18 protein-coding genes are annotated in these 19,257 nt (G+C 58.9%); 9 read left to right on the forward strand and 9 right to left on the reverse strand.

Annotation, left to right across the window (positions count from 1 at the left end; all coding sequences use genetic code 11):
- The first annotated feature begins 93 nt into the window (after window positions 1-93).
- Window positions 94-3,438 carry a carbamoyl-phosphate synthase large subunit gene (carB, locus tag ACRZ94_RS04415; protein ID WP_480796758.1) on the forward strand — a complete coding sequence of 1,115 codons (3,345 nt, stop codon included), beginning with the start codon at window positions 94-96 and terminating at the stop codon, window positions 3,436-3,438.
- A 227-nt stretch (window positions 3,439-3,665) separates the two neighbouring features.
- Here carB and ACRZ94_RS04420 read toward each other — a convergent pair whose 3' ends face one another.
- The 3 genes from ACRZ94_RS04420 to ACRZ94_RS04430 are packed head-to-tail and all read right to left on the reverse strand — an operon-like array spanning window position 3,666 to window position 8,219.
- Window positions 3,666-6,707 carry an efflux RND transporter permease subunit gene (locus ACRZ94_RS04420; RefSeq protein ID WP_480650143.1) on the reverse strand — a complete coding sequence of 1,014 codons (3,042 nt, stop codon included), beginning with the start codon at window positions 6,705-6,707 and terminating at the stop codon, window positions 3,666-3,668.
- Between the two features lie 10 nt (window positions 6,708-6,717).
- On the reverse strand, window positions 6,718-7,755 hold the full coding sequence (locus ACRZ94_RS04425; protein WP_480650142.1) for an efflux RND transporter periplasmic adaptor subunit: 1,038 nt from the start codon (window positions 7,753-7,755) through the stop codon (window positions 6,718-6,720).
- Window positions 7,752-8,219 (reverse strand): MarR family winged helix-turn-helix transcriptional regulator, encoded by a 468-nt coding sequence (locus ACRZ94_RS04430; RefSeq protein WP_480796759.1) that lies wholly within the window; start codon window positions 8,217-8,219, stop codon window positions 7,752-7,754. The genes ACRZ94_RS04425 and ACRZ94_RS04430 overlap by 4 nt, the downstream gene beginning before the upstream one ends.
- 169 nt (window positions 8,220-8,388) lie before the next feature.
- On the opposite strand from ACRZ94_RS04430, the gene ACRZ94_RS04435 reads away from it, so the two are divergent.
- On the forward strand, window positions 8,389-9,513 hold the full coding sequence (locus ACRZ94_RS04435; RefSeq protein ID WP_480796760.1) for a beta-ketoacyl-ACP synthase III: 1,125 nt from the start codon (window positions 8,389-8,391) through the stop codon (window positions 9,511-9,513).
- Window positions 9,514-9,612: 99 nt separating this feature from the next.
- Window positions 9,613-10,389 carry a hypothetical protein gene (locus ACRZ94_RS04440; protein WP_480796761.1) on the forward strand — a complete coding sequence of 259 codons (777 nt, stop codon included), beginning with the start codon at window positions 9,613-9,615 and terminating at the stop codon, window positions 10,387-10,389.
- A gap of 95 nt (window positions 10,390-10,484) precedes the next feature.
- On the opposite strand, the gene ACRZ94_RS04445 is transcribed toward ACRZ94_RS04440, so the two are convergent.
- Window positions 10,485-10,946: a hypothetical protein gene (locus ACRZ94_RS04445; protein ID WP_480650138.1), complete on the reverse strand. Its 462-nt coding sequence runs from the start codon at window positions 10,944-10,946 to the stop codon at window positions 10,485-10,487.
- A 354-nt stretch (window positions 10,947-11,300) separates the two neighbouring features.
- Here ACRZ94_RS04445 and ACRZ94_RS04450 point away from each other — a divergent pair, with 354 nt between their 5' ends.
- Complete coding sequence (locus tag ACRZ94_RS04450) at window positions 11,301-11,879, forward strand: thymidine kinase (RefSeq protein ID WP_480650137.1); 579 nt, start codon at window positions 11,301-11,303, stop codon at window positions 11,877-11,879.
- A gap of 100 nt (window positions 11,880-11,979) precedes the next feature.
- On the opposite strand, the gene ACRZ94_RS04455 is transcribed toward ACRZ94_RS04450, so the two are convergent.
- The 4 genes from ACRZ94_RS04455 to ACRZ94_RS04470 form a co-directional block, all read right to left on the reverse strand.
- The gene (locus ACRZ94_RS04455) at window positions 11,980-12,318 is read right to left on the reverse strand and encodes a tRNA-binding protein (RefSeq protein WP_480650136.1); all 339 of its coding nucleotides are present in this window, start codon (window positions 12,316-12,318) and stop codon (window positions 11,980-11,982) included.
- Window positions 12,311-13,126 (reverse strand): pyrroline-5-carboxylate reductase, encoded by an 816-nt coding sequence (gene proC, locus ACRZ94_RS04460; protein ID WP_480650135.1) that lies wholly within the window; start codon window positions 13,124-13,126, stop codon window positions 12,311-12,313. Before proC ends, ACRZ94_RS04455 begins: the two co-directional genes overlap by 8 nt.
- Before the next feature lie 36 nt (window positions 13,127-13,162).
- Window positions 13,163-13,663 carry a type III secretion system chaperone family protein gene (locus tag ACRZ94_RS04465; protein ID WP_480650134.1) on the reverse strand — a complete coding sequence of 167 codons (501 nt, stop codon included), beginning with the start codon at window positions 13,661-13,663 and terminating at the stop codon, window positions 13,163-13,165.
- A 326-nt stretch (window positions 13,664-13,989) separates the two neighbouring features.
- Entirely contained in the window at window positions 13,990-14,238 is a 249-nt protein-coding gene (locus ACRZ94_RS04470) for an accessory factor UbiK family protein (protein WP_170384762.1), read from the reverse strand.
- Window positions 14,239-14,335: 97 nt separating this feature from the next.
- Between ACRZ94_RS04470 and lgt the strand changes: the two genes are divergently transcribed.
- From lgt to ACRZ94_RS04495, 5 genes are all read left to right on the forward strand, one after another.
- Window positions 14,336-15,223 (forward strand): prolipoprotein diacylglyceryl transferase, encoded by an 888-nt coding sequence (gene lgt, locus ACRZ94_RS04475; protein WP_480650133.1) that lies wholly within the window; start codon window positions 14,336-14,338, stop codon window positions 15,221-15,223.
- The gene (locus ACRZ94_RS04480; RefSeq protein ID WP_480650132.1) at window positions 15,220-16,287 is read left to right on the forward strand and encodes a class I SAM-dependent methyltransferase; all 1,068 of its coding nucleotides are present in this window, start codon (window positions 15,220-15,222) and stop codon (window positions 16,285-16,287) included. Before lgt ends, ACRZ94_RS04480 begins: the two co-directional genes overlap by 4 nt.
- Window positions 16,284-17,042 (forward strand): peptidoglycan editing factor PgeF, encoded by a 759-nt coding sequence (gene pgeF, locus ACRZ94_RS04485; protein ID WP_480650131.1) that lies wholly within the window; start codon window positions 16,284-16,286, stop codon window positions 17,040-17,042. Before ACRZ94_RS04480 ends, pgeF begins: the two co-directional genes overlap by 4 nt.
- Before the next feature lie 269 nt (window positions 17,043-17,311).
- On the forward strand, window positions 17,312-17,440 hold the full coding sequence (locus ACRZ94_RS04490) for a hypothetical protein (protein WP_480650130.1): 129 nt from the start codon (window positions 17,312-17,314) through the stop codon (window positions 17,438-17,440).
- A gap of 325 nt (window positions 17,441-17,765) precedes the next feature.
- Window positions 17,766-18,548: a Hint domain-containing protein gene (locus tag ACRZ94_RS04495; protein WP_480796762.1), complete on the forward strand. Its 783-nt coding sequence runs from the start codon at window positions 17,766-17,768 to the stop codon at window positions 18,546-18,548.
- A gap of 116 nt (window positions 18,549-18,664) precedes the next feature.
- On the opposite strand, the gene ACRZ94_RS04500 is transcribed toward ACRZ94_RS04495, so the two are convergent.
- Complete coding sequence (locus tag ACRZ94_RS04500; RefSeq protein WP_480650128.1) at window positions 18,665-19,165, reverse strand: Lrp/AsnC family transcriptional regulator; 501 nt, start codon at window positions 19,163-19,165, stop codon at window positions 18,665-18,667.
- Between the last annotated feature and the right edge of the window lie 92 nt (window positions 19,166-19,257).

Below are 19,257 nucleotides of genomic sequence, written 5' to 3' on the forward strand. Positions count from 1 at the left end.
CCCCTTGAACCTTTTCGCGCTGTCCCTATAACGCAGGACAATTTGGGCGCTTGGGCGGTGCCCTGACTCGCGGATAATCGAAGGAACGTGGCCATGCCGAGAAGAACCGACATCAAGTCGATCATGATCATTGGGGCGGGCCCCATTGTTATCGGTCAAGCCTGCGAGTTCGACTATTCCGGTGCGCAGGCGTGCAAAGCGCTGCGCGAGGAAGGGTACCGGGTTATCCTGGTGAACTCAAACCCCGCCACCATCATGACCGATCCCGGTTTGGCGGACGCGACGTATATTGAACCGATCACCCCCGAAGTTGTCGCCAAAATCATCGAGAAAGAGCGCCCCGACGCCCTGCTGCCCACGATGGGCGGGCAGACCGGCCTGAACACCTCGCTGGCGCTGGAAGAGATGGGTGTGCTGGACAAGTTCGGGGTCGAGATGATCGGTGCCAAACGCGACGCCATCGAAATGGCCGAAGACCGCGCCCTGTTCCGCGAGGCGATGGACCGGCTGGGCCTTGAAAACCCCAAGGCAACCATCGTGACCGCGCCCAAGCGCGAAGACGGTTCGACCGATCTGGATGCAGGCGTACAGATGGCGCTGGACGAGCTGGAAGAGATCGGCTTGCCCGCCATCATCCGCCCTGCCTTTACACTCGGCGGCACCGGCGGTGGTGTGGCCTACAACCGTGAGGATTACATCCATTTCTGCCGTTCGGGCATGGATGCCTCGCCCGTGAACCAGATCCTCGTCGACGAAAGTCTGCTGGGCTGGAAGGAATACGAGATGGAGGTGGTGCGCGACACCGCCGACAACGCCATCATCGTGTGTTCGATTGAAAACGTCGATCCGATGGGCGTGCACACCGGCGACTCGATCACCGTGGCCCCAGCGCTCACGCTGACCGACAAGGAATACCAGATCATGCGTAACGGCTCGATCGCCGTTCTGCGCGAAATCGGGGTCGAAACCGGCGGTTCGAACGTGCAGTGGGCGATCAACCCCGAAGATGGCCGAATGGTCGTGATCGAGATGAACCCGCGTGTGTCGCGCTCCTCGGCGCTGGCCTCCAAGGCGACGGGTTTCCCGATTGCCAAGATCGCCGCGAAGCTGGCCGTCGGCTATACGCTGGATGAGTTGGACAACGACATCACCAAGGTCACGCCTGCCAGCTTCGAGCCGACCATCGACTATGTCGTCACCAAAATCCCGAAATTCGCGTTTGAGAAATTCCCGGGCTCGGAACCCTACCTGACCACCGCGATGAAGTCGGTGGGTGAGGCGATGTCCATCGGCCGCACGATCCACGAATCGATGCAAAAAGCGCTGGCCTCGATGGAATCGGGTCTGACCGGCTTTGATGAGGTCGAAATCCCCGGCCTGAACGTAGGTGTCTGGGACGAGGCCGACGACAAGGCCGCCGTGATCAAGGCGATCAGCCAGCAGACGCCTGACCGGCTGCGCACCATCGCGCAGGCGATGCGCCACGGTCTGACCGATGACGAGATTTTCGGCGTCACCAAGTTCGACCCGTGGTTCCTGGCCCGTATCCGCGAGATCATCGAGGCCGAGCGTCAGGTCCGCAAAGACGGCCTGCCGGTGACCGAGGACGGCATCCGCAAGCTGAAAATGCTGGGCTTCACCGATGCGCGTCTGGGCAATCTGACAGGTCGCGACGAAGACAACGTCCGCCGCGCCCGCCGCAATCTGGGCGTCAAAGCCGTGTTCAAACGCATCGACACCTGCGCCGCCGAGTTCGAGGCGCAGACGCCCTATATGTACTCGACCTATGAGGCCCCGATGATGGGTGAGGTCGAATGCGAGGCGCGCCCGAGCGACCGTAAAAAGGTCGTCATTCTGGGCGGCGGCCCCAACCGGATCGGTCAGGGGATCGAGTTCGACTATTGCTGCTGTCACGCCTGTTTCGCGCTGACCGACGCGGGCTATGAGACCATCATGGTCAACTGCAACCCCGAGACGGTTTCGACCGACTATGACACCTCGGACCGCCTGTACTTTGAACCGCTGACCTTTGAACACGTCATGGAAATCCTGACGAAAGAGCAGGAAAATGGCACCCTGCACGGTGTGATCGTTCAATTCGGCGGTCAGACGCCGCTGAAGTTGGCCAATGCGCTTGAGGCCGAAGGCATTCCGATCCTCGGCACCACGCCCGACGCGATTGATCTGGCCGAAGACCGTGAACGCTTCCAGGCTCTGGTGAACGATCTGGGGCTGAAACAGCCCAAGAACGGCATCGCCGCGACCGATGAGCAGGCGCTGGAGATCGCCGAAGAGATCGGCTTCCCGTTGGTGATCCGCCCCTCTTACGTTCTGGGTGGCCGTGCGATGGAAATCGTGCGCGATATGGATCAGCTGCGGCGCTATATCAACGAGGCCGTGGTGGTCTCGGGCGACAGCCCCGTTCTGCTGGACAGCTATCTGGCTGGTGCGGTTGAGCTGGACGTGGATGCGCTGTGCGACGGTACTGACGTGCATGTCGCAGGCATCATGCAGCATATCGAAGAGGCCGGCGTGCATTCGGGCGATAGCGCCTGTTCGCTGCCGCCCTACTCGCTGTCCAAGGACATAATTGAGCAGATCAAAGAGCAAACGTTCAAACTGGCCAAGGCGCTGAACGTTGTCGGCCTGATGAACGTGCAGTTTGCGATCAAGGATGGTGACATCTACCTGATCGAAGTGAACCCCCGCGCCTCGCGCACCGTGCCGTTCGTGGCCAAAGCCACCGACAGCGCGATTGCCTCCATCGCGGCGCGCATCATGGCCGGTGAGAAACTGTCGGCCTTCCCGATGCGCCCTGCGTATAAAGAAGGTCAGGATACCAAGATCGCCGACCAGATGACGCTGGCCGACCCGGACATGCCGTGGTTCTCCGTGAAAGAGGCTGTACTGCCCTTTGCCCGTTTCCCCGGCGTCGACACCATTCTGGGCCCGGAAATGCGCTCAACCGGTGAGGTCATGGGTTGGGATCGCGACTTCCCGCGTGCCTTCCTCAAGGCGCAGATGGGGGCCGGTATGGTGCTGCCGTCCTCGGGCCGGGCGTTCATCTCGATCAAGGACGCGGACAAGACACCCGCGATGCTGGAGGCCGCGCAGGTTCTGACGGAACAAGGCTTCTCTCTGGTCGCAACCCGCGGCACACAGGCTTGGCTGGCGGAACAGGGCGTTGCCTGCGACGTGGTCAATAAGGTCTATGAGGGTCGCCCCGATGTAGGCGATATGCTTAAAGACGGTCAGGTCCAGCTGCTGATGAACACCACCGAAGGCGCACAGGCGGTCGAGGACAGCAAGTCCATCCGCTCCATCGCGCTGTATGACAAAATCCCCTATTTCACCACTGCCGCTGCCAGCCATGCCGCGGCGCTGGCGATCAAGGCGCAGGCCGAAGGGGATGTTGAGGTGAAATCGCTGCAAGGCTGACCGGCCCGAACCTGCCTAAATACAAAAGAATTTACGCGCCCGTTGACCATAGGTTCTCGGGCGCGCATTTTTTCTGCAATCGGGCAGAAGGAAAAAGAAATGCGCAAGCTGTTTGTATTCGCCACTCTGATCGCTCTTGCCGGGTGTGACGTACCATTGATCCCGTTGATCTAAGACAGGACTGTTCGGCAGAGGGTTCGGGCGACTGAAACAGCCGCCCGAAAGTGTCAGGCAGACGCGGCCTCGCGTTTTTCCGCGCGCGCGAAGAAAACGAGGTAAAACACCGGTGCCGCCACCATTGTAAGGATCGTGGCAAAGGCCAGACCACCCATGATCGTCACCGCCATCGACCTGAAGAACGCATCGGTCAATAGCGGCGCCATCCCAAGAATGGTGGTGATCGCCGCCAGCATTACCGGACGCAGACGCGAGACTGAGGCTTCGACAATCGACTCGCGCAGGGGTTTGCCAGTGACGCGCACCAGATCGATTTCCTCGACCAGAACGATACCGTTCTTGATCAGCATCCCCGAAAGGCTGAGCAGCCCCAACAGCGCGGTAAAGGTGAACGGCAACCCCGTACCCAAAAGGCCGATCACCACGCCGTTTACCGACATCGGTACCAACAGCCAGATGATGATCGGCTGACGGATCGCGTTGAAGATCAGCACCGAAATCAACACCATGATCAAAAGGCTCAGCGGCAACTGACGTCCCAGGCTTTCATTGGCGTCACCGGCATTTTCAAACTCACCACCCCATTCCATCCGATAGCCCGGTGGCAATTCCATCCCTTCGATGACCGCGCGGACCTCGGAATGGACCTGCGCCGCGGTCAAGTCGGGCGGAATGTCGGCCCCCACTGTGATCGTCAACACCCTGTCGCGCCGATGGACCAGAGTGTTGAGCGCCTGGTATTCGAACCCATCGACCATCTGTTCGATCGGCACGAACCTTTGAGACTGATCGGAATACACGACCTGATCCACGATCGAAAAATCCCCATCCGCCGGACGGCGCAGGATGATAGGGATAAGCCGGTCGCGTTCACGGAATTCGCCCGCCGGAAGCCCATCGGTCGAAAACTGCAGCGTGGCGGCAATATCCTCACGCGCGACACCGGCGGTTTGCGCGCGCTCGGTCGCATAGATCGGCTGAACCGCCAGTTCTTGCTCGCGCCAGTCGTGATAGACGTTCAGCGCGTTGGGGGAGGCTTCGCGCATCTTCAGCACGGCCTCATCAGCCAATGCGCGCAGTACGGCCGGATCACTGCCCGAGAACCGCGCCTGAATGGGATCACCGCCGCCCGGACCAAAGATCAGACGTTTGGTGCGGAATGTGCCCTCGGGGAACTGGGCCGAGCCAAATGCCTCAAGATCAGCCTGTAACGCTGGAATTTCGTCCAGAGTATTGGTGCGGATGATCATGTGCCCGTAGCTTGGGTTCGGCTTTTCCGCCGAATAGGTCAGCAGGAACCGCGTGGCGCCCTGCCCCACGAATGTAGCGACCGAGACGACATCCTCACGCTCGGCTAGCCAATCCTCGAACACGGCCATGTCTTCGGCGGTGCGGGCAATCGGGGTGCCCTGCGGCAGGTTGTAATGCACAAAGAACAACGGCGTGTTTGAATCGGGAAAGAACTGCTGTTTCACAAGGCCAAAGCCCACGAAACAAGCCGCCGTCACCCCGATCAGTGCGGCGATCACCAGCCACCGCATCCGCAACGCCCAGCGCAGGATTGCCCCGTAGACACGGAACATGATGCCGCCATAAGCATCGGTCTCGCCTTCGGTTCCCTGTTTGAAGAAATAGTGCCCCAGAAGCGGCGTTACCGTCAAAGCCAACACCCAGCTGAGCATCAACGAGATTCCGATCACCGCAAAGAGCGAGAACAGGAACTCTCCGGTCGCATCCGGGCTCAGGCCGATCCCTGCAAAGGCCATGATGCCGATCACCGTGGCGCCAAGCAGCGGGATTTGTGTCTTGGACGCCGCCTCTTCCACCGCATCGCGCGAGTTTTTGCCGCGCAGCATGGCGATCTGCATGCCCTCGGCCACAACGATGGCGTTGTCGACCAGCATCCCCATGGCGATGATCAGCGCGCCCAGCGAAATCCGCTCCATCTCGATCGAGAAGATGGACATGAACATCAACGTGCCGACGACGGTCAGCAAAAGGGTGCTGCCCACCACCACGGCGGCGCGCCAGCCCATAAAGATGCCCAATACCGCGACCACGATGGCAACCGACATCGCCAGATTGACCAGAAAGTCGTTCGATGCCTGCTCGACCACCACGTGCTGCTGATAGATCGGCAGGATCTCTACGCCTACTGGGATTTGCGCGTTCAACTTGGCAAACTTGGCGTCCGCCCGCTGGCCAACTTCGACAATATTCTCATCCGATTGGCCCGCGATGCCCAGCGTGAACGCCTCGACACCGTTAAAACGGATCATGACTTCGGGGTCGGTCTGACGCGCCCGGAACACATTCGCCATATCAAAGAGGTTAATCACCTGACCCTGCGAGCCCAAAGACAAACCCGCAATGGCGGATACAGTATCCGACCCTTCGGCAGTCAGGATCGTGGTTCGATCCGCATCTGTGCGCACCGACCCCGAAGGGTTCACCGAATCCGCATTGGCGATGGCCTCATTAATCGCAGGAATGGGGACGTTCTGATTGACCGAGATCGCAAGATCGGGTTCGACAAAAATCGCCTCTTGCGGCAGGCCCATGACCTCAACATCCGCGACGCCGGGAACCGTCAAAAGCTCGCGCCGCAGGAAGGTGGACAATTCGTGTTTTTCGGCGTCCGAGAACCCCTCGGCGGTGACCGCATAGAACAGGCCGAACACATCGCCAAACCCGTCATTCACCAGCGGCGCACCCACACCGGATGGCAGATCGCGGGCGGCGTCCCGCACCTTGGCGCGCAGTTTGGTCCAAATCTCCGGCAGTTCGGTGCCGTCATAGGTGGATTTGACCTCAACCTCGATCAGCGAAAAGCCCGGCTGGTTGACCGAGGTGATCGTGTCGACCTCGGCCATCTGTTGAATGGCGGATTCCAGCGGTTCCGAGACCTCAAGCGCGACCTGTTCGGCCGTGGCGCCGGGATATTGCGTGGCGATCACGGCGTTTTTGATGGTAAAGGCCGGGTCTTCTAACCGCCCGAGGGACAAGAACCCCCAGATGCCGCCGAACAGGGCGATCAGGATGATCAGCCACGTATAGATGGGCCGGTCGATAGAGGCGCGTGCGATATTCATCTGCCCACCCTCAATTCGCGAAACCGGTGAACCGGCGCACGGTCTGACCGTCGGTCAGGGCCGCACCACCGGCCACCACGATTTCATCCCCGTCCGACAAACCAGTCAAAACGCGAGCTTCGCCGGACTGAGTCGGCGCGAGCGAGACGGGCACGCGACGCACGGTGCCCTCATCCGCGCCGACCGGAGAAAAAACCATAACGCCCAGTTCGCCATTCACATCCGCAACAACGGCCGATGTGGGAATGATGATTCCGGTCAACGCATCCTGCACCTGCACATTCACCGTCACGGATGAGCCCGGCAGAATCTGCAACCCCTCAGGCGGGGTCAGGCCGAACTGGATGCGGAAGGTCTGACCAACGCTTGAGCTTTCGGCATCATATTCGCGAATCTCAAGGGGAAAGACCTGATCGCTGGCCGGGAATTTCGCCGTAATCGAGATTTCATCCTCCTGAGACGATCTTTGAAACAGAATCTCCGGCACGTCGACTTCGATCCGCAGTTCGGACATGTCGTGGATACGCACAATCGGGGTGCCCGCGGTCACGGTCGTAAATGCCTCAACCGCGCGGCTTGAGACCAGCGCGTCGAACGGGGCCGTCAGCGTGGCCTGCTCAAGGTCATACTGCGCATCCCGCACCGCGATTTCAGCAAGCTGCGCGGCGGTTTCGGCGTCATCAACGGCGACCTGGCTGGCCGTTGTGCCACGCAGGCGCGACAGGCGGGCCAGAGTTCGGTCGGATTGATCCTTTTGCAAAACCGCGCGGTCATAGCGGCGCTGAAACGGCTCCTGATCCAGTTGTGCAATCAACTGCCCTTTTGGAATCACAAAGCCTTCGGTCACCGGCATTTCAACAATCTGGCCCGCAACCTGAAAGGCCAGATCAACGGTTTGCCGCGCAGCCACACGGCCAAAGAACTGGCGCGAAAAGCCCGGAGAGGCCTCATGCACCTGCATCAGCTTGACCGGTTTGACGGTGTCCTGCGCCATGGTCGTGGACGCCAGCGTGATCAGTCCGGCACTCAGAATGGACATAAGTTTCATTTCTTTAGCCCCTCGGGGATACCCGTTTTCAGAATGGTGTCTCGTACTTTGCGCGCCAGCCGCGCGAACTCTGCCGTTTCGGCGTCATCCAGCCCCGATGCACTGCGAAAAAGATCGCCCGCCATTGTGACAAGCATGTTGCGCGCCTCTTCGCCCTGTTCGGTCAGAACCAGCAACCAAGCGCGCCGGTCTTCAGGGTCGCGTTGGCGGGTGATGAGCCCCTGTTTTTCCAAGCCATCAGCCGTTGCCGTTATGGTCGAGGGCACGCTCAGCATATCTGCGGCCAGAACACCCATGCGTTTAGGCTGATCCAGCTTGATCAATAGATGGGATTCGGCATGGGTCAGATCCGTCTCGGCGCAGTCAAAGGTCTCTTCCAGCTTCCAGTACAAAGCATAGACACCCATGATGGCCTGGATTTCGGGGCTCAGACGTCCCAGTCTGGCGCTGATGTCATCGGACATGGAAAGGCTCCGGCTTGGTTTGGCGTGAGATATACTTCGTTTTTCGAACTATTCAAGATTTGAAGTGATAACAGAACTGGGGGGGGCAGCGTTCCGTTAGGTCAGTATCTCTTGATCAAATCCGCGCTGGGCTGCATTTTAGGCGGATTCGAAACGTCCAGGACCAGCCATGTATACGCCCGCGATCACCGGCACAGGTGTCTTCACCCCCGAAAACGTCATCACCAATGCCGAGCTTGTCGCCGCCTTCAATGCCTATGCCGACAAGCAGAACGCTGCCAATGCCGCCGCGATTGCCGCAGGCGAGGTCGAGCCGATGCAGCATTCGTCAGAAGAGTTCATCGTCAAGGCGTCCGGCATTGAAAACCGCTATGTGATGAACAAGTCAGGCGTACTGGACCCCGATGTGATGCACCCCATGCTGCGTCAGCGCAGTGATGATGAGCCGGGGATCATGACCGAAATGGCGGTTGATGCCTGCAACAAGGCGTTGTCGCAAGCCGGGCGCACGGCTGCCGACGTCGATCTGGTGATCTGTGCCGCATCAAACCACGAACGCGCCTATCCCGCGATTGCGATCGAGATTCAGCAGGCACTGGGGATCAACGGCTTTGGCTTTGACATGAACGTCGCCTGTTCCTCGGCCACATTTGGCATTCAGGCGGCGGCCGACATGATCCGGTCCGGGTCGGTCCGCTCGGCCCTTGTGGTGAACCCCGAGATCTGCTCGGGCCATCTGGAATGGCGCGACCGTGATTGCCATTTTATCTTTGGTGACGTGGCGACAGCCACCCTGATCGAGCGGATGGACGACGCGCAAGGCCCACATTTCGAGGTGCTCTCGACCCGCTGCGCGACGTCATTCTCGAACAATATCCGCAACAATAACGGCTTCCTGCGCCGCTCACGCCCCGATGGGGTGGTCGACCGCCGCGACATGCAGTTCATGCAGAACGGGCGCAAAGTGTTCAAGGAAGTGCTGCCGATGGTCAGCAAGCATATCTCGGACCACATGGAGTCTGAGGGTATCACCAGCACCGACCTGAAACGTCTATGGCTGCATCAGGCGAACAAGACGATGAATGATTTCATCGGCAAAAAGGTTCTGGGCCGAGAACCCGAGGCGGGCGAGCAACCCAACATCTTACAGGACTACGCCAACACCTCCTCTGCCGGGTCGATCATCGCGTTTTCCAAGTATTCCGACGACCTGACGGACGGGGATATTGGCCTGATTTGCTCCTTCGGAGCCGGGTATTCGGTTGGGTCTGTGGTTGTGAAGCGGCACGGGTAGCGGGCTGTTTCCAGACTTCGCACAAATGACAGCTCGACTGTCTGCTTTGAGCCCAAAGTGACCCTGATTTGATGAGGGACTCGCTGTTTACGACAAGGGTTGCAAATCGATAGCCATCACAGCACTTTCGTCGAAAAACAGAGGTTATTAGCATTGGTCACGGTTAAAGAAGAACACCAAGAACTTTCCCGGTTGCTCGCATCCGAATTACTCGATCAAACTGTGGACCGATTTTCCCGAAGCATTTCTGAGTATGGAGGAATTCCAGAGGGTTCTCTTGTGAGCGGTACGCGAGAAGCTTGCTTCGCCTTGACGGAGCTAGGGGCGTTATCATCCGAAAAGTGCGGTTACTATACGCCAGTTTTCCCGTACGACGAGCTTGCCTCGTGGATGGAAGAACGAACCTACACTCGGCATGAGCGGGACCTTTTGTTGCGTGGAGTATGTCACCTTTGGTCGTGGTTTTTATCAATGGATTTCAGTTACAAAGCTAATCTGGCGCTCATGGACATTGAACTACTCGAAGCATTCCAGAATGCCGGTTTCGTGGTCGAAGTCGATTGGCAACATCACTGGTCAGATAGAGCTCTGCCTTGGCTGGTTGAGTCATCTTTGGCTGATCTGAATGAGATCAGACCAGCATCTTTGAAAGAAGGAGCGATGATTCTGAAATCGATGCCGGAAGCAGACATTCATCAATACGCAAAACTAGCAGTAAACGACGCTCGCAGAGTGCTATGTTTGTTGTGTGCAAATTGGGACGGTTCGCTTTGGGAAAGTCGTGGTCATAACTTCTTTCAACCAAACTCCGATTGGCGGCTTAGTCAGGCGAAAAGTGCATTGGATTTTCTTCTCCAAGACGGACCTCTTTCATAGACTGATTTATCTGTTCAACGACAGCTAAGTCCGCAATCCAGACCTTTGAAGCCTCTGTCAGTAGGTATCCGCAACCAGAAGGTTGGCGCTTAGCCCTAACTCACGCTTTCTTCCTCTAGATGCAGCTTCATCTCAATTAAAACCTGCTGCAACAGGCTGGTTTCCTTGAGCAGACGTTTGGCCTCGTTCACGGTGATGATGCCGTCTTCGATGGCGGCCTGGTATTCCGTCATCAGCATGGCAAAGCGCTGGCTGAGCGCGATGACGTCCGAATTCACTCCTCCTGTGCGCGGAGTATCCGTGTTACGCCCGTCATAAGACAGCGTGATGTTCTTCAGATCCGCCAGCGCCGATGTGACATGCGGAAAGCCCGACACTGCCTCAAGCCGGGCAACGGCGTCCACCGGCATGAAACGATCTGCATGCTCGGCATTGTCCGAATAGTAGCGGCCCAAGGTCGCCTTGGATTTGCCGGTAATTTCACACGCGGCTTCAATGCCCACGTCCTTCACCAACGCTTCGGTGTGTTTTTTGAGATAGGCCCCGATATCTGCCATCTTTTACCCTTTGTTACCTGCCCCACCCACAACATCTGCCACTGTGGGGGAAAGGGTCAGAAAATTTCCCATACCTGAGTTTTAGTTCAAATGTCATAAATTGACTATCCCTCAGATATGCAGGGGTTTTGTGAGTGAGTGGCGGCCGTTCCGGCTGGTAGTGAGTGTTTGCGGGGGTATTTGTATCCTCGCTCTGTATTGGCCACATCTAGGCCGATGGCGTCGTTGGTGTTGACGCAGAGGATCCATCCCCTTTGAGCTACGGCTCAGCCTCTGCAAAGGCATCGGCGACGTCAGTTTTTCGACAAGCTATGACATCTTGCCGTCGCCCGGCAGGCGTTTTAGACCCGCCCCATGGCAAAGCTGTATTTCAACTATTCCACCATGAACGCGGGCAAATCGACCGTGTTGCTGCAGGCCTCGCACAATTACCGTGAACGGGGCATGGATACTTATCTGATGACCGCCGCACTGGACGGACGCGCAGGCGTGGGCAAGATCGCCTCGCGCATTGGGATTTCGGCTGACGCCGATACGTTTTCGGCGCGCGATGACGTGTTCACGATGATTGAAGCCCGCCTCAACCGTGGCAAGGTTGCCTGCGTTTTCGTGGATGAGGCACAGTTTCTGACCGAAGATCAGGTCTGGCAATTGGCCCGCGCGGTGGATGATCTGCGCGTGCCGGTGCTGGCCTATGGGCTGAGGGTGGATTTTCAGGGGCAGCTTTTCCCTGGATCAGCCGCCCTGCTGGCCCTGGCCGATGAAATGCGCGAGGTACGCACCATCTGCAAATGCGGCCGCAAGGCGACTATGGTGATTCGTCAGGACGAAGACGGAAACACCATCACCGAAGGCGCTCAGGTTCAGATTGGCGGGAACGAGACCTATGTCTCACTCTGCCGCAAACACTGGCGCGAGGCCGTCGGCCATTAAAGCGTTTCGGGTTTAACTTGAGACACGAATACCCTGCCACGCCTGCGGCGTTCTCGGGACATTCGTGTCACAGAGTGATTCAGGTAAAACCCGAAACGCTCTAGTGCATCCGCCCACCGACGGGCACCGCGCCGTCGGGACCGATCAGGACGATCTCACCGTTTTCGTCGGGCAGACCCAGCACCAGAACCTCGGACATGAACTTGCCGATCTGGCGTGGCGGGAAATTCACCACCGCCATGACCTGCTTGCCCACCAGAGTCGCCGGATCGTAATGCGCAGTGATCTGGGCCGAGGTTTTCCGCTCACCGATCTCGTCCCCGAAATCGATCCACATCTTGATCGCGGGTTTGCGTGCCTCGGGGTAGGGTTCGGCGCGGATGACCTCGCCCACACGAATGTCGACTTTCAGGAAATCGTCGAAGGTGATCTCACTCACGAGACAGCTCCTTAGATCGGTCGGTGGCGGCCTTGACGGCGCGTTGCAGCAGGTCGGGGAAGCCTTGTTCTTCGTGCATCAACACCTCAAGCGCGGCTTGCGTTGTGCCGTTGGGCGAGGTCACGTTGACGCGCAGCTGTGCAGGGTCTTCATCGGCCGCCATAGCCAGCGCCCCTGCCCCGGCCACGGTGGACTTGGCCAGTTTCATCGCCAGTTCCTGCGGCAACCCCTGTGCCTGCCCCGCGGCGGCCAGCGTTTCGATCAGGTGAAAGACATAGGCCGGGCCAGACCCGCTGAGGCCGGTGACGGCGTCCATCTGTGCCTCGTCTTCCAGCAGAACAGTCTCACCAATCGCCGACAACAGGTTTTCAGCCAGCGCCACATCACCGTCTGACGCGACCGCATTGCCGATCAGCGCCGTGATCCCCTGCCGAATGGCAGCCGGTGTATTGGGCATGGCCCGCACAATCGGCGTACCTGCCCCCAGAACGTTTTCAAAAGTCGCAATCGACGTGCCCGCCGCGACCGACACAAAAAGGCTGCGACCCCCGCCCAGCGCCTTGATCGCTGGCAGGGCCTCACCCATCATCTGCGGCTTGACGGCCACCAGCACCACGGCGGGGGCTTCGGGAAGCGGAGTGTTGATGTTGACACCCTGCGTCTTCAGCCAGTCCGAAGGGTTCGGGTCAATTACCCAGACCGCTGACGCAGGAAGGCCATGCTCAAGCCATCCGGCGAGCATGGCCGATCCCATCTTGCCGCAGCCCAGCAGCACCAGCCCCTGTTCCGCGACGCGTGACATGTCCATGATTGCCCCTCCCCCTAATCGGTTTGGGGCAAAGCTTTACGCGCGGCCATACGCCTCTGCAATGGCGACTTGCATCGCGTCTTCTGGCGTGCGGTTGCCCCATGTGACCAATTGGATCGCGGGGTAATAACGCTCGGCGCTCAGCACGGCGGCAGTGATCATCGTGTCGATCTGATCGGGGCTGGCCATCTGACCACCGGCCAGAACCAGACCATAGCGGTAGACCATCAGCTTTTGATTGGCCCAGTAGGTAAACGCCCCGGCCCAGCACTGATCATTCATCCTGTTGAGCAACTCATACAGCTCGCTCTCACGCTCGGACGGCGGCTCCATTTCAAAGGAACACACCATGCGGAGTGTTTCGTCATAGTTCGACCAGGCCAAAGTGATCGAATAGGTACGCCACTGCCCTTCGACCGCCATGGCAATCTGATCATCCCCGATCCGGTCAAAATCCCAGTCGTGATGTTCGGCAAGATGTTCAACAATATCGATCGGATGAAGGTCTTCTTCGAGAAACTGCTCGGAAAGGGCCATAATGCCACCTCACTAATCTCTAGCATTGTTGGGGCTGGCAGCGCCCCAGCGCTAGTTGCCTGCTCTACAAGCCGGGCTTCCCCCGTGGGCCTGTACTAAATATGGTGCGACGCGAGATGGGTTCTGGCAACCCTATTTCTTGGGGATAACAGCAATAAGTTGTGGACGAATGGCAACGGCGATCAAAATATTGGCGCAGGCCGCAGCTTTGTCTTGATTAAATTCTGCAAGGCGGCAAGATACACAACACCGCACAACCCAAGCCCGGATTGCGCGGCGGAAACCTTTAGCCGAAATTTTCAGTCAGGATGCCCCGACCGCTGGCGTCACTTGTCCAGCTTGGCCTCAAGCGCGGCAATACGCTCCTCCAGCGCGGCGTTTTCCTCGCGCGCTTTCTGGGCCATTGCGCGAACAGCGTCGAACTCTTCGCGTGTGACGAAATCGCGGTCGGCCAGCCAGCGGTCGATCATGGACTTCATCGCATTCTCGGCCTCTTCCCGCGCGCCCTGCGCCACGCCCATAGCGTTGGTCATCAGCTGAGATACGTCGTCGAGGATCTTGTTGCGGGTTTGCATGGCTTTTCTCCGAAATCGCGGTTGATCTCTATATGGGTAAACTTTGCGTCAGGCTCAAGGTTGACTTGCCCTGTAAACCCCGGGCAATGAGACGCACATGCAGGCTGTTCTGAATTTCCCCGATCTGTCGCCCGAGCTTTTCTCGATCTCACTGTTCGGGATGGAGTTCGCGCTGCGCTGGTATGCGCTGGCCTATATCGCCGGTATCCTGATTGCATGGCGGCTGGGCGTGATGGCGCTGCGCCGCCCCGCTCTGTGGCCGCGCAATACGCCGCCGATGAAGCCCCAACAGCTCGAAGATCTGATCACCTGGATCATTCTGGGCGTGATTCTGGGCGGGCGGCTGGGCTTTGTGCTGTTTTATCAGCCCGCCTATTACCTTGCGAACCCGGCAGACATCCTGAAGGTCTGGCAGGGCGGCATGGCCTTCCATGGGGGGCTGTTGGGTGTGGTCGTTGCCTCGTACCTTTATGCGCGACGTCACCAAATCCCCGTTCTGTCTTTGGCCGACCTGATTGCGCATGCTGTGCCACCGGGATTGTTGCTGGGGCGGTTGGCGAATTTCGTCAATGCCGAGCTTTGGGGCCGCCCGAGCGAACTGCCGTGGGCCGTGATTTTTCCCGGTGCCGCTGCTCAGGACTGCCCCGGCGTGGTCGCGGGCTTTTGTGCCCGCCATCCCTCGCAACTCTATGAGGCCGCGCTTGAGGGGCTTTTTCTGGGGGCCGCCCTGCTCTGGCTGGCTTACCGGCGCGGGGCCTTTCGCAAGCCCGGCCTGATCATGGGCCTGTTCATGGCCGGCTACGGGGCCTCGCGCTTTGTGGTCGAGTTCTTTCGACAGCCGGATGCGCAGTTCGTCTCGGCAGGTAATCCGCTGGGTCTGGCCTTTCATCTGGGCGGATATGGCCTGACCATGGGGCAATTGCTGTCGCTCCCGATGATCGCACTGGGCCTGTGGTTCGTGCTGCGAGCAAGAGCCGCGAAATGAGCCTGCACGCGCATCTGCTGGCGCGGATCGCTCAGGACGGCCCGATGACCGTGGCCGATTACATGGCCGAGTGCCTGCTGCACCCCAAACATGGCTATTACACAGCCCGTGACCCGCTGGGCCAACAGGGGGATTTCATCACCGCCCCTGAAATCAGCCAGATGTTCGGAGAGCTGATCGGTCTGTCTCTGGCGCAAAGCTGGCTGGATCAGGGGCAACCAAACCACTTTGTTCTGGCCGAGCTTGGGCCCGGACGCGGCACCCTCATGGCAGACATGCTGCGCGCCACGGCCCGCGTCCCCGGATTTCACGACGCGGCCGAGATTGTCCTGTTTGAGGCATCCCCCGCACTACGGACCCGTCAGGCCAAGACACTGGAGGGCTTTGCGCACCGGTGGATCGACTCGGTCACAGATTTGCCCGAAGCGCCCCTGTATCTGGTCGCGAATGAGTTCTTCGACGCCCTGCCCATCCGCCAATTCCTGCGCGACGGACCCGGCTGGCGCGAAAGGTTGATAGGTCGGGATAACGACGCGCTGGTCTGGGGGCTGGGGCCGCAGGCGGACCAGGTGGCCCTGACGGACCGGCTGGAGGATACCAAAGACGGTGATCTGGTCGAACTATGCGCGGCTGCAATCCCTGTCATTGCCGTCCTTGCAGGACGCATCGCGACCCATGGCGGGGCCGGTCTGATCATTGACTATGGCGACTGGCGTTCGTTGGGCGATACGTTTCAGGCGTTGCAGGCCCATACCCGCGCTGACCCGCTGGACGCACCGGGTCAGGCGGACCTGACGGCGCATGTGGATTTCGAGCCGCTGGCCGCGACAAGCCGCGCTGCGGGATGCGCCCATACGCGCCTGACGCCGCAGGGCGTGTTTCTCGAACGGCTGGGTATCAGTACACGCGCGCAGGCATTAGCACGCTCTGTCGGCGGGTCTGAGCTGGACGCGCTGGTGGCCGCACATCGCCGGTTGACCCATCCCGAAGAAATGGGAAATCTGTTCAAAGTGCTGGGCCTCTACCCCGCATCCTCCACGCCACCACCGGGACTGGAATCATGACTCTGGAAATTTTGACCTCAGACCTGCTGTCCCCCATGCGCCATGGTTTCTTCAGCCGTCGCGGCGGGGCCTCATCCGGGGTTTTTGCAGGGCTGAACTGTGGGTATGGCTCGTCCGACCAGACCGAGGCGGTCGCTGTGAACCGCAACCGGGTGGCGCAGGCGATGGATGTCACCCCCGACGCACTGGTTGGCGTGCATCAGGTTCACTCTCCAACCGTTCTGACCGTCGATTCTCCGATCAATGGCGACAAGCCCAGGGCCGATGCAGTGGTCACAGCGACCCCCGGTCTGGCCCTGACGATTCTGACCGCCGACTGCCAACCGGTTCTTTTTGCGGATTCTGACGCAAACGTGATCGGGGCTGCGCATGCCGGTTGGCGTGGCGCTTTGGACGGCGTTCTTGAGGCCACGCTGGACGCGATGGAGGCGCTTGGGGCAAACCGGGAAAACACGGTTGCCGTTATTGGCCCGTCCATCTCGCAGCGCGCTTATGAGGTCGGGCCTGAATTCCTTGAGGAATTCGCCGCGGATTCAGTGGAAAACCTGCAATTCTTCGCCAATGGCGAGGGGGACAGGCTGCAATTCGACCTGCCCGCTTTTGGGTTGCACAGATTGCGGCAAGCCGGGGTTGGTCAGGCCGAATGGACACGGCACTGCACATACTCTGATCCGGACAGATTCTACTCGTACCGCCGGTCGACCCACGCGAAAGAGGCAGACTACGGTCGCCTGATTTCTGCCATAAAACTTTAAGACCACGCCCAGAATGCGGCGAAAACGCCGCTTTTTCGCCACATTTTTTTGGCTATCTGAGTCGCAACAATTTTACTTTTATTGTCCGGTCTCATGCGGTTACCCGCGAAATCTCAGGTAGTCCGTGACAAATCCAAAACAAAGGAAATGCGAACCGTTCTATGTCCTGAATTCATCCCTTATCAGCCTTATCGCCGCCTCAATGGCCGTTCACATTAAGGCTCCAGAGGAAAAACAGGCCATCAGGCCCAAAACGAGCAGGACATAAAATGAAAATGAAATCCCGCTTTCTCAGCGCCGTTGTTGCGGCCACCAGAGAGCAAAAGCTGGAAATGCCTTGGAAAAAGGTATCCAGCCATTCCGTCAGGGTCGCGCGCCGTTTGGCAACGCAACGCTGACATCAAGACCCCTGAACCAAGCTGCCGGTTCAGGGGATATGTGCGTCGGAGGGGTGCTCCGATCCGATATGCATCGCGTCGCAGATTTCTGCGCGGCGCAATACCGGGGCGTGTGTGCGCTGGCAATTTAGCCTGCGTTTGTGTGAGTTTGTCTGGGGGGTCAGGTTGGTGACCAGAATCGTAGGGAATTGCGTATCGACATGTGTCCTGAACACGCGTCGCCCTGCGATTACCTGTTTCTTTCAAGACAAAAGAAAAGCCGAGTGGGCGGGCCTGTGCGGGGGTTCAGCTTGCCCAAACGGATGTTAGAGGGGACGGAATAAGAATGGATATTCCACGTTCGTTATCGCGCGCTGCCAGAAACGCTGTCGAAACGTCGGCGTTGCTGCGCGATACGCCAAGACCAACGACACAGAAAAAGGCGCAGCTGCGGCGCTATGAGGTCAGCACGCTTATGAAGAATGGTGACGTCGTTCAGACCCGCCACATCGCGCCTGCCCTGCCCATGTTCGAAGACGCGTTCTGCGCCTTTACACGCGGATCTCTGGTCGAAACCGAATTCGGCCCGATGGCGATCGAAGACCTGATGCCCGGCGATACGGTCCTGACGCAAAACGGAAAATCGGAAACGGTACTGTGGAAGGGGTCTGTCACTCTTGTGCCCGGACGCGAGGATTCGCGGGGCCGGACGCGCCCGTTGACGCGGATCATGGCGGATACGTTCGGGATGCAGAAACCCATGTCCGGCGTGATCGCAGGACCTGCGGCGCGCCTATTGGGAACGCCCGCGCATCTGCGCCATCTGCACGGCGATGATCAGGTTCTGACCCCGGTTCACGAGTTTCAGGACGGCACCAGTGTCATCGAAACCCTGCCACCAACTCCGATAGAGCTGTTTCATATCTGCCTGAGACGGCATGCTGTGATCCGGGTCGATGGGCTGCAGTTCGAATCCTATCACCCCGGTGAAAACGCAATCCGCAAAGTCAGCCGGTCATTGAAGTCAATCTATTTGAACTTATTTGCGCATGTGGAAACGCTCAGCGATTTCGGACCGTTGGTTCTGCCGCGTGCCGGTGACGGAGAGGTGGACGCCATAAGCGCCTGAAACCGATCAAATTCTGCAATGTGGGGGCAGTATGCAGTTAATAATCAGTTGGATGATCTACACAGCGGTGGCAGCCTTTCTGCCACCGACAAAACCGCATTCAAAATCGGCAGTGGCTATGCCATCCGGCTCATTCGTTCTTCCAGAACATCAAAGGGAACGCCGGGCTCGTCCTTGGCGCCGCGGATAACAAGCGACGTCTTGACGCTGGCTACATTCGGCGTGGTCAGCAGATCTCCGGTCAGGAATTGCTGAAAGCTGCTCAGGTCGGGGGCCACGCATTTCAGAATGAAATCCACCTCGCCATTCAGCATGTGGCATTCGCGGACCAGCGGCCATTCGCGGCAACGTTCTTCAAACGCGCTCAGCTCGGATTCGGCCTGGCTTTCCAGGCCCACCATGGCGAAGACCTGAACCTCAAAGCCCAGTTCGCGCGCGTTGACCTCGGCGTGGTAGCCACGGATCAGGCCCGATTCTTCCAGCGTACGCACCCGCCGCAAGCACGGAGGGGCCGAAATGCCCACACGTTTGGCCAGCTCGACATTGGTCATTCGGCCATCGGCCTGCAACTCTGCCAGAATCTTACGGTCAATCTCATCCAGCCGTATCGCGACCATCAAAAGCTCCTGATTTTTTCGGTTGTTATATCAGCACCCAGCGGATGCGCAATAATCTTTCACGGTTGCGCAATATTGTTTGCGCCACGCGA

The organism is Ruegeria sp. CH10 (assembly GCF_056537125.1).

Bases quoted from the DNA above. Each gene is read 5' to 3' on its own strand.
- carB (WP_480796758.1), top strand. From the start codon at position 94: ATGCCGAGAAGAACCGACATCAAGTCGATCATGATCATTGGGGCGGGC.
- ACRZ94_RS04420 (WP_480650143.1), bottom strand. From the start codon at position 6,707: ATGAATATCGCACGCGCCTCTATCGACCGGCCCATCTATACGTGGCTG.
- ACRZ94_RS04425 (WP_480650142.1), bottom strand. From the start codon at position 7,755: ATGAAACTTATGTCCATTCTGAGTGCCGGACTGATCACGCTGGCGTCC.
- ACRZ94_RS04430 (WP_480796759.1), bottom strand. From the start codon at position 8,219: ATGTCCGATGACATCAGCGCCAGACTGGGACGTCTGAGCCCCGAAATC.
- ACRZ94_RS04435 (WP_480796760.1), top strand. From the start codon at position 8,389: ATGTATACGCCCGCGATCACCGGCACAGGTGTCTTCACCCCCGAAAAC.
- ACRZ94_RS04445 (WP_480650138.1), bottom strand. From the start codon at position 10,946: ATGGCAGATATCGGGGCCTATCTCAAAAAACACACCGAAGCGTTGGTG.
- ACRZ94_RS04450 (WP_480650137.1), top strand. From the start codon at position 11,301: ATGGCAAAGCTGTATTTCAACTATTCCACCATGAACGCGGGCAAATCG.
- proC (WP_480650135.1), bottom strand. From the start codon at position 13,126: ATGGACATGTCACGCGTCGCGGAACAGGGGCTGGTGCTGCTGGGCTGC.
- ACRZ94_RS04465 (WP_480650134.1), bottom strand. From the start codon at position 13,663: ATGGCCCTTTCCGAGCAGTTTCTCGAAGAAGACCTTCATCCGATCGAT.
- ACRZ94_RS04470 (WP_170384762.1), bottom strand. From the start codon at position 14,238: ATGCAAACCCGCAACAAGATCCTCGACGACGTATCTCAGCTGATGACC.
- lgt (WP_480650133.1), top strand. From the start codon at position 14,336: ATGCAGGCTGTTCTGAATTTCCCCGATCTGTCGCCCGAGCTTTTCTCG.
- ACRZ94_RS04480 (WP_480650132.1), top strand. From the start codon at position 15,220: ATGAGCCTGCACGCGCATCTGCTGGCGCGGATCGCTCAGGACGGCCCG.
- pgeF (WP_480650131.1), top strand. From the start codon at position 16,284: ATGACTCTGGAAATTTTGACCTCAGACCTGCTGTCCCCCATGCGCCAT.
- ACRZ94_RS04490 (WP_480650130.1), top strand. From the start codon at position 17,312: ATGAAAATGAAATCCCGCTTTCTCAGCGCCGTTGTTGCGGCCACCAGA.
- ACRZ94_RS04495 (WP_480796762.1), top strand. From the start codon at position 17,766: ATGGATATTCCACGTTCGTTATCGCGCGCTGCCAGAAACGCTGTCGAA.
- ACRZ94_RS04500 (WP_480650128.1), bottom strand. From the start codon at position 19,165: ATGGTCGCGATACGGCTGGATGAGATTGACCGTAAGATTCTGGCAGAG.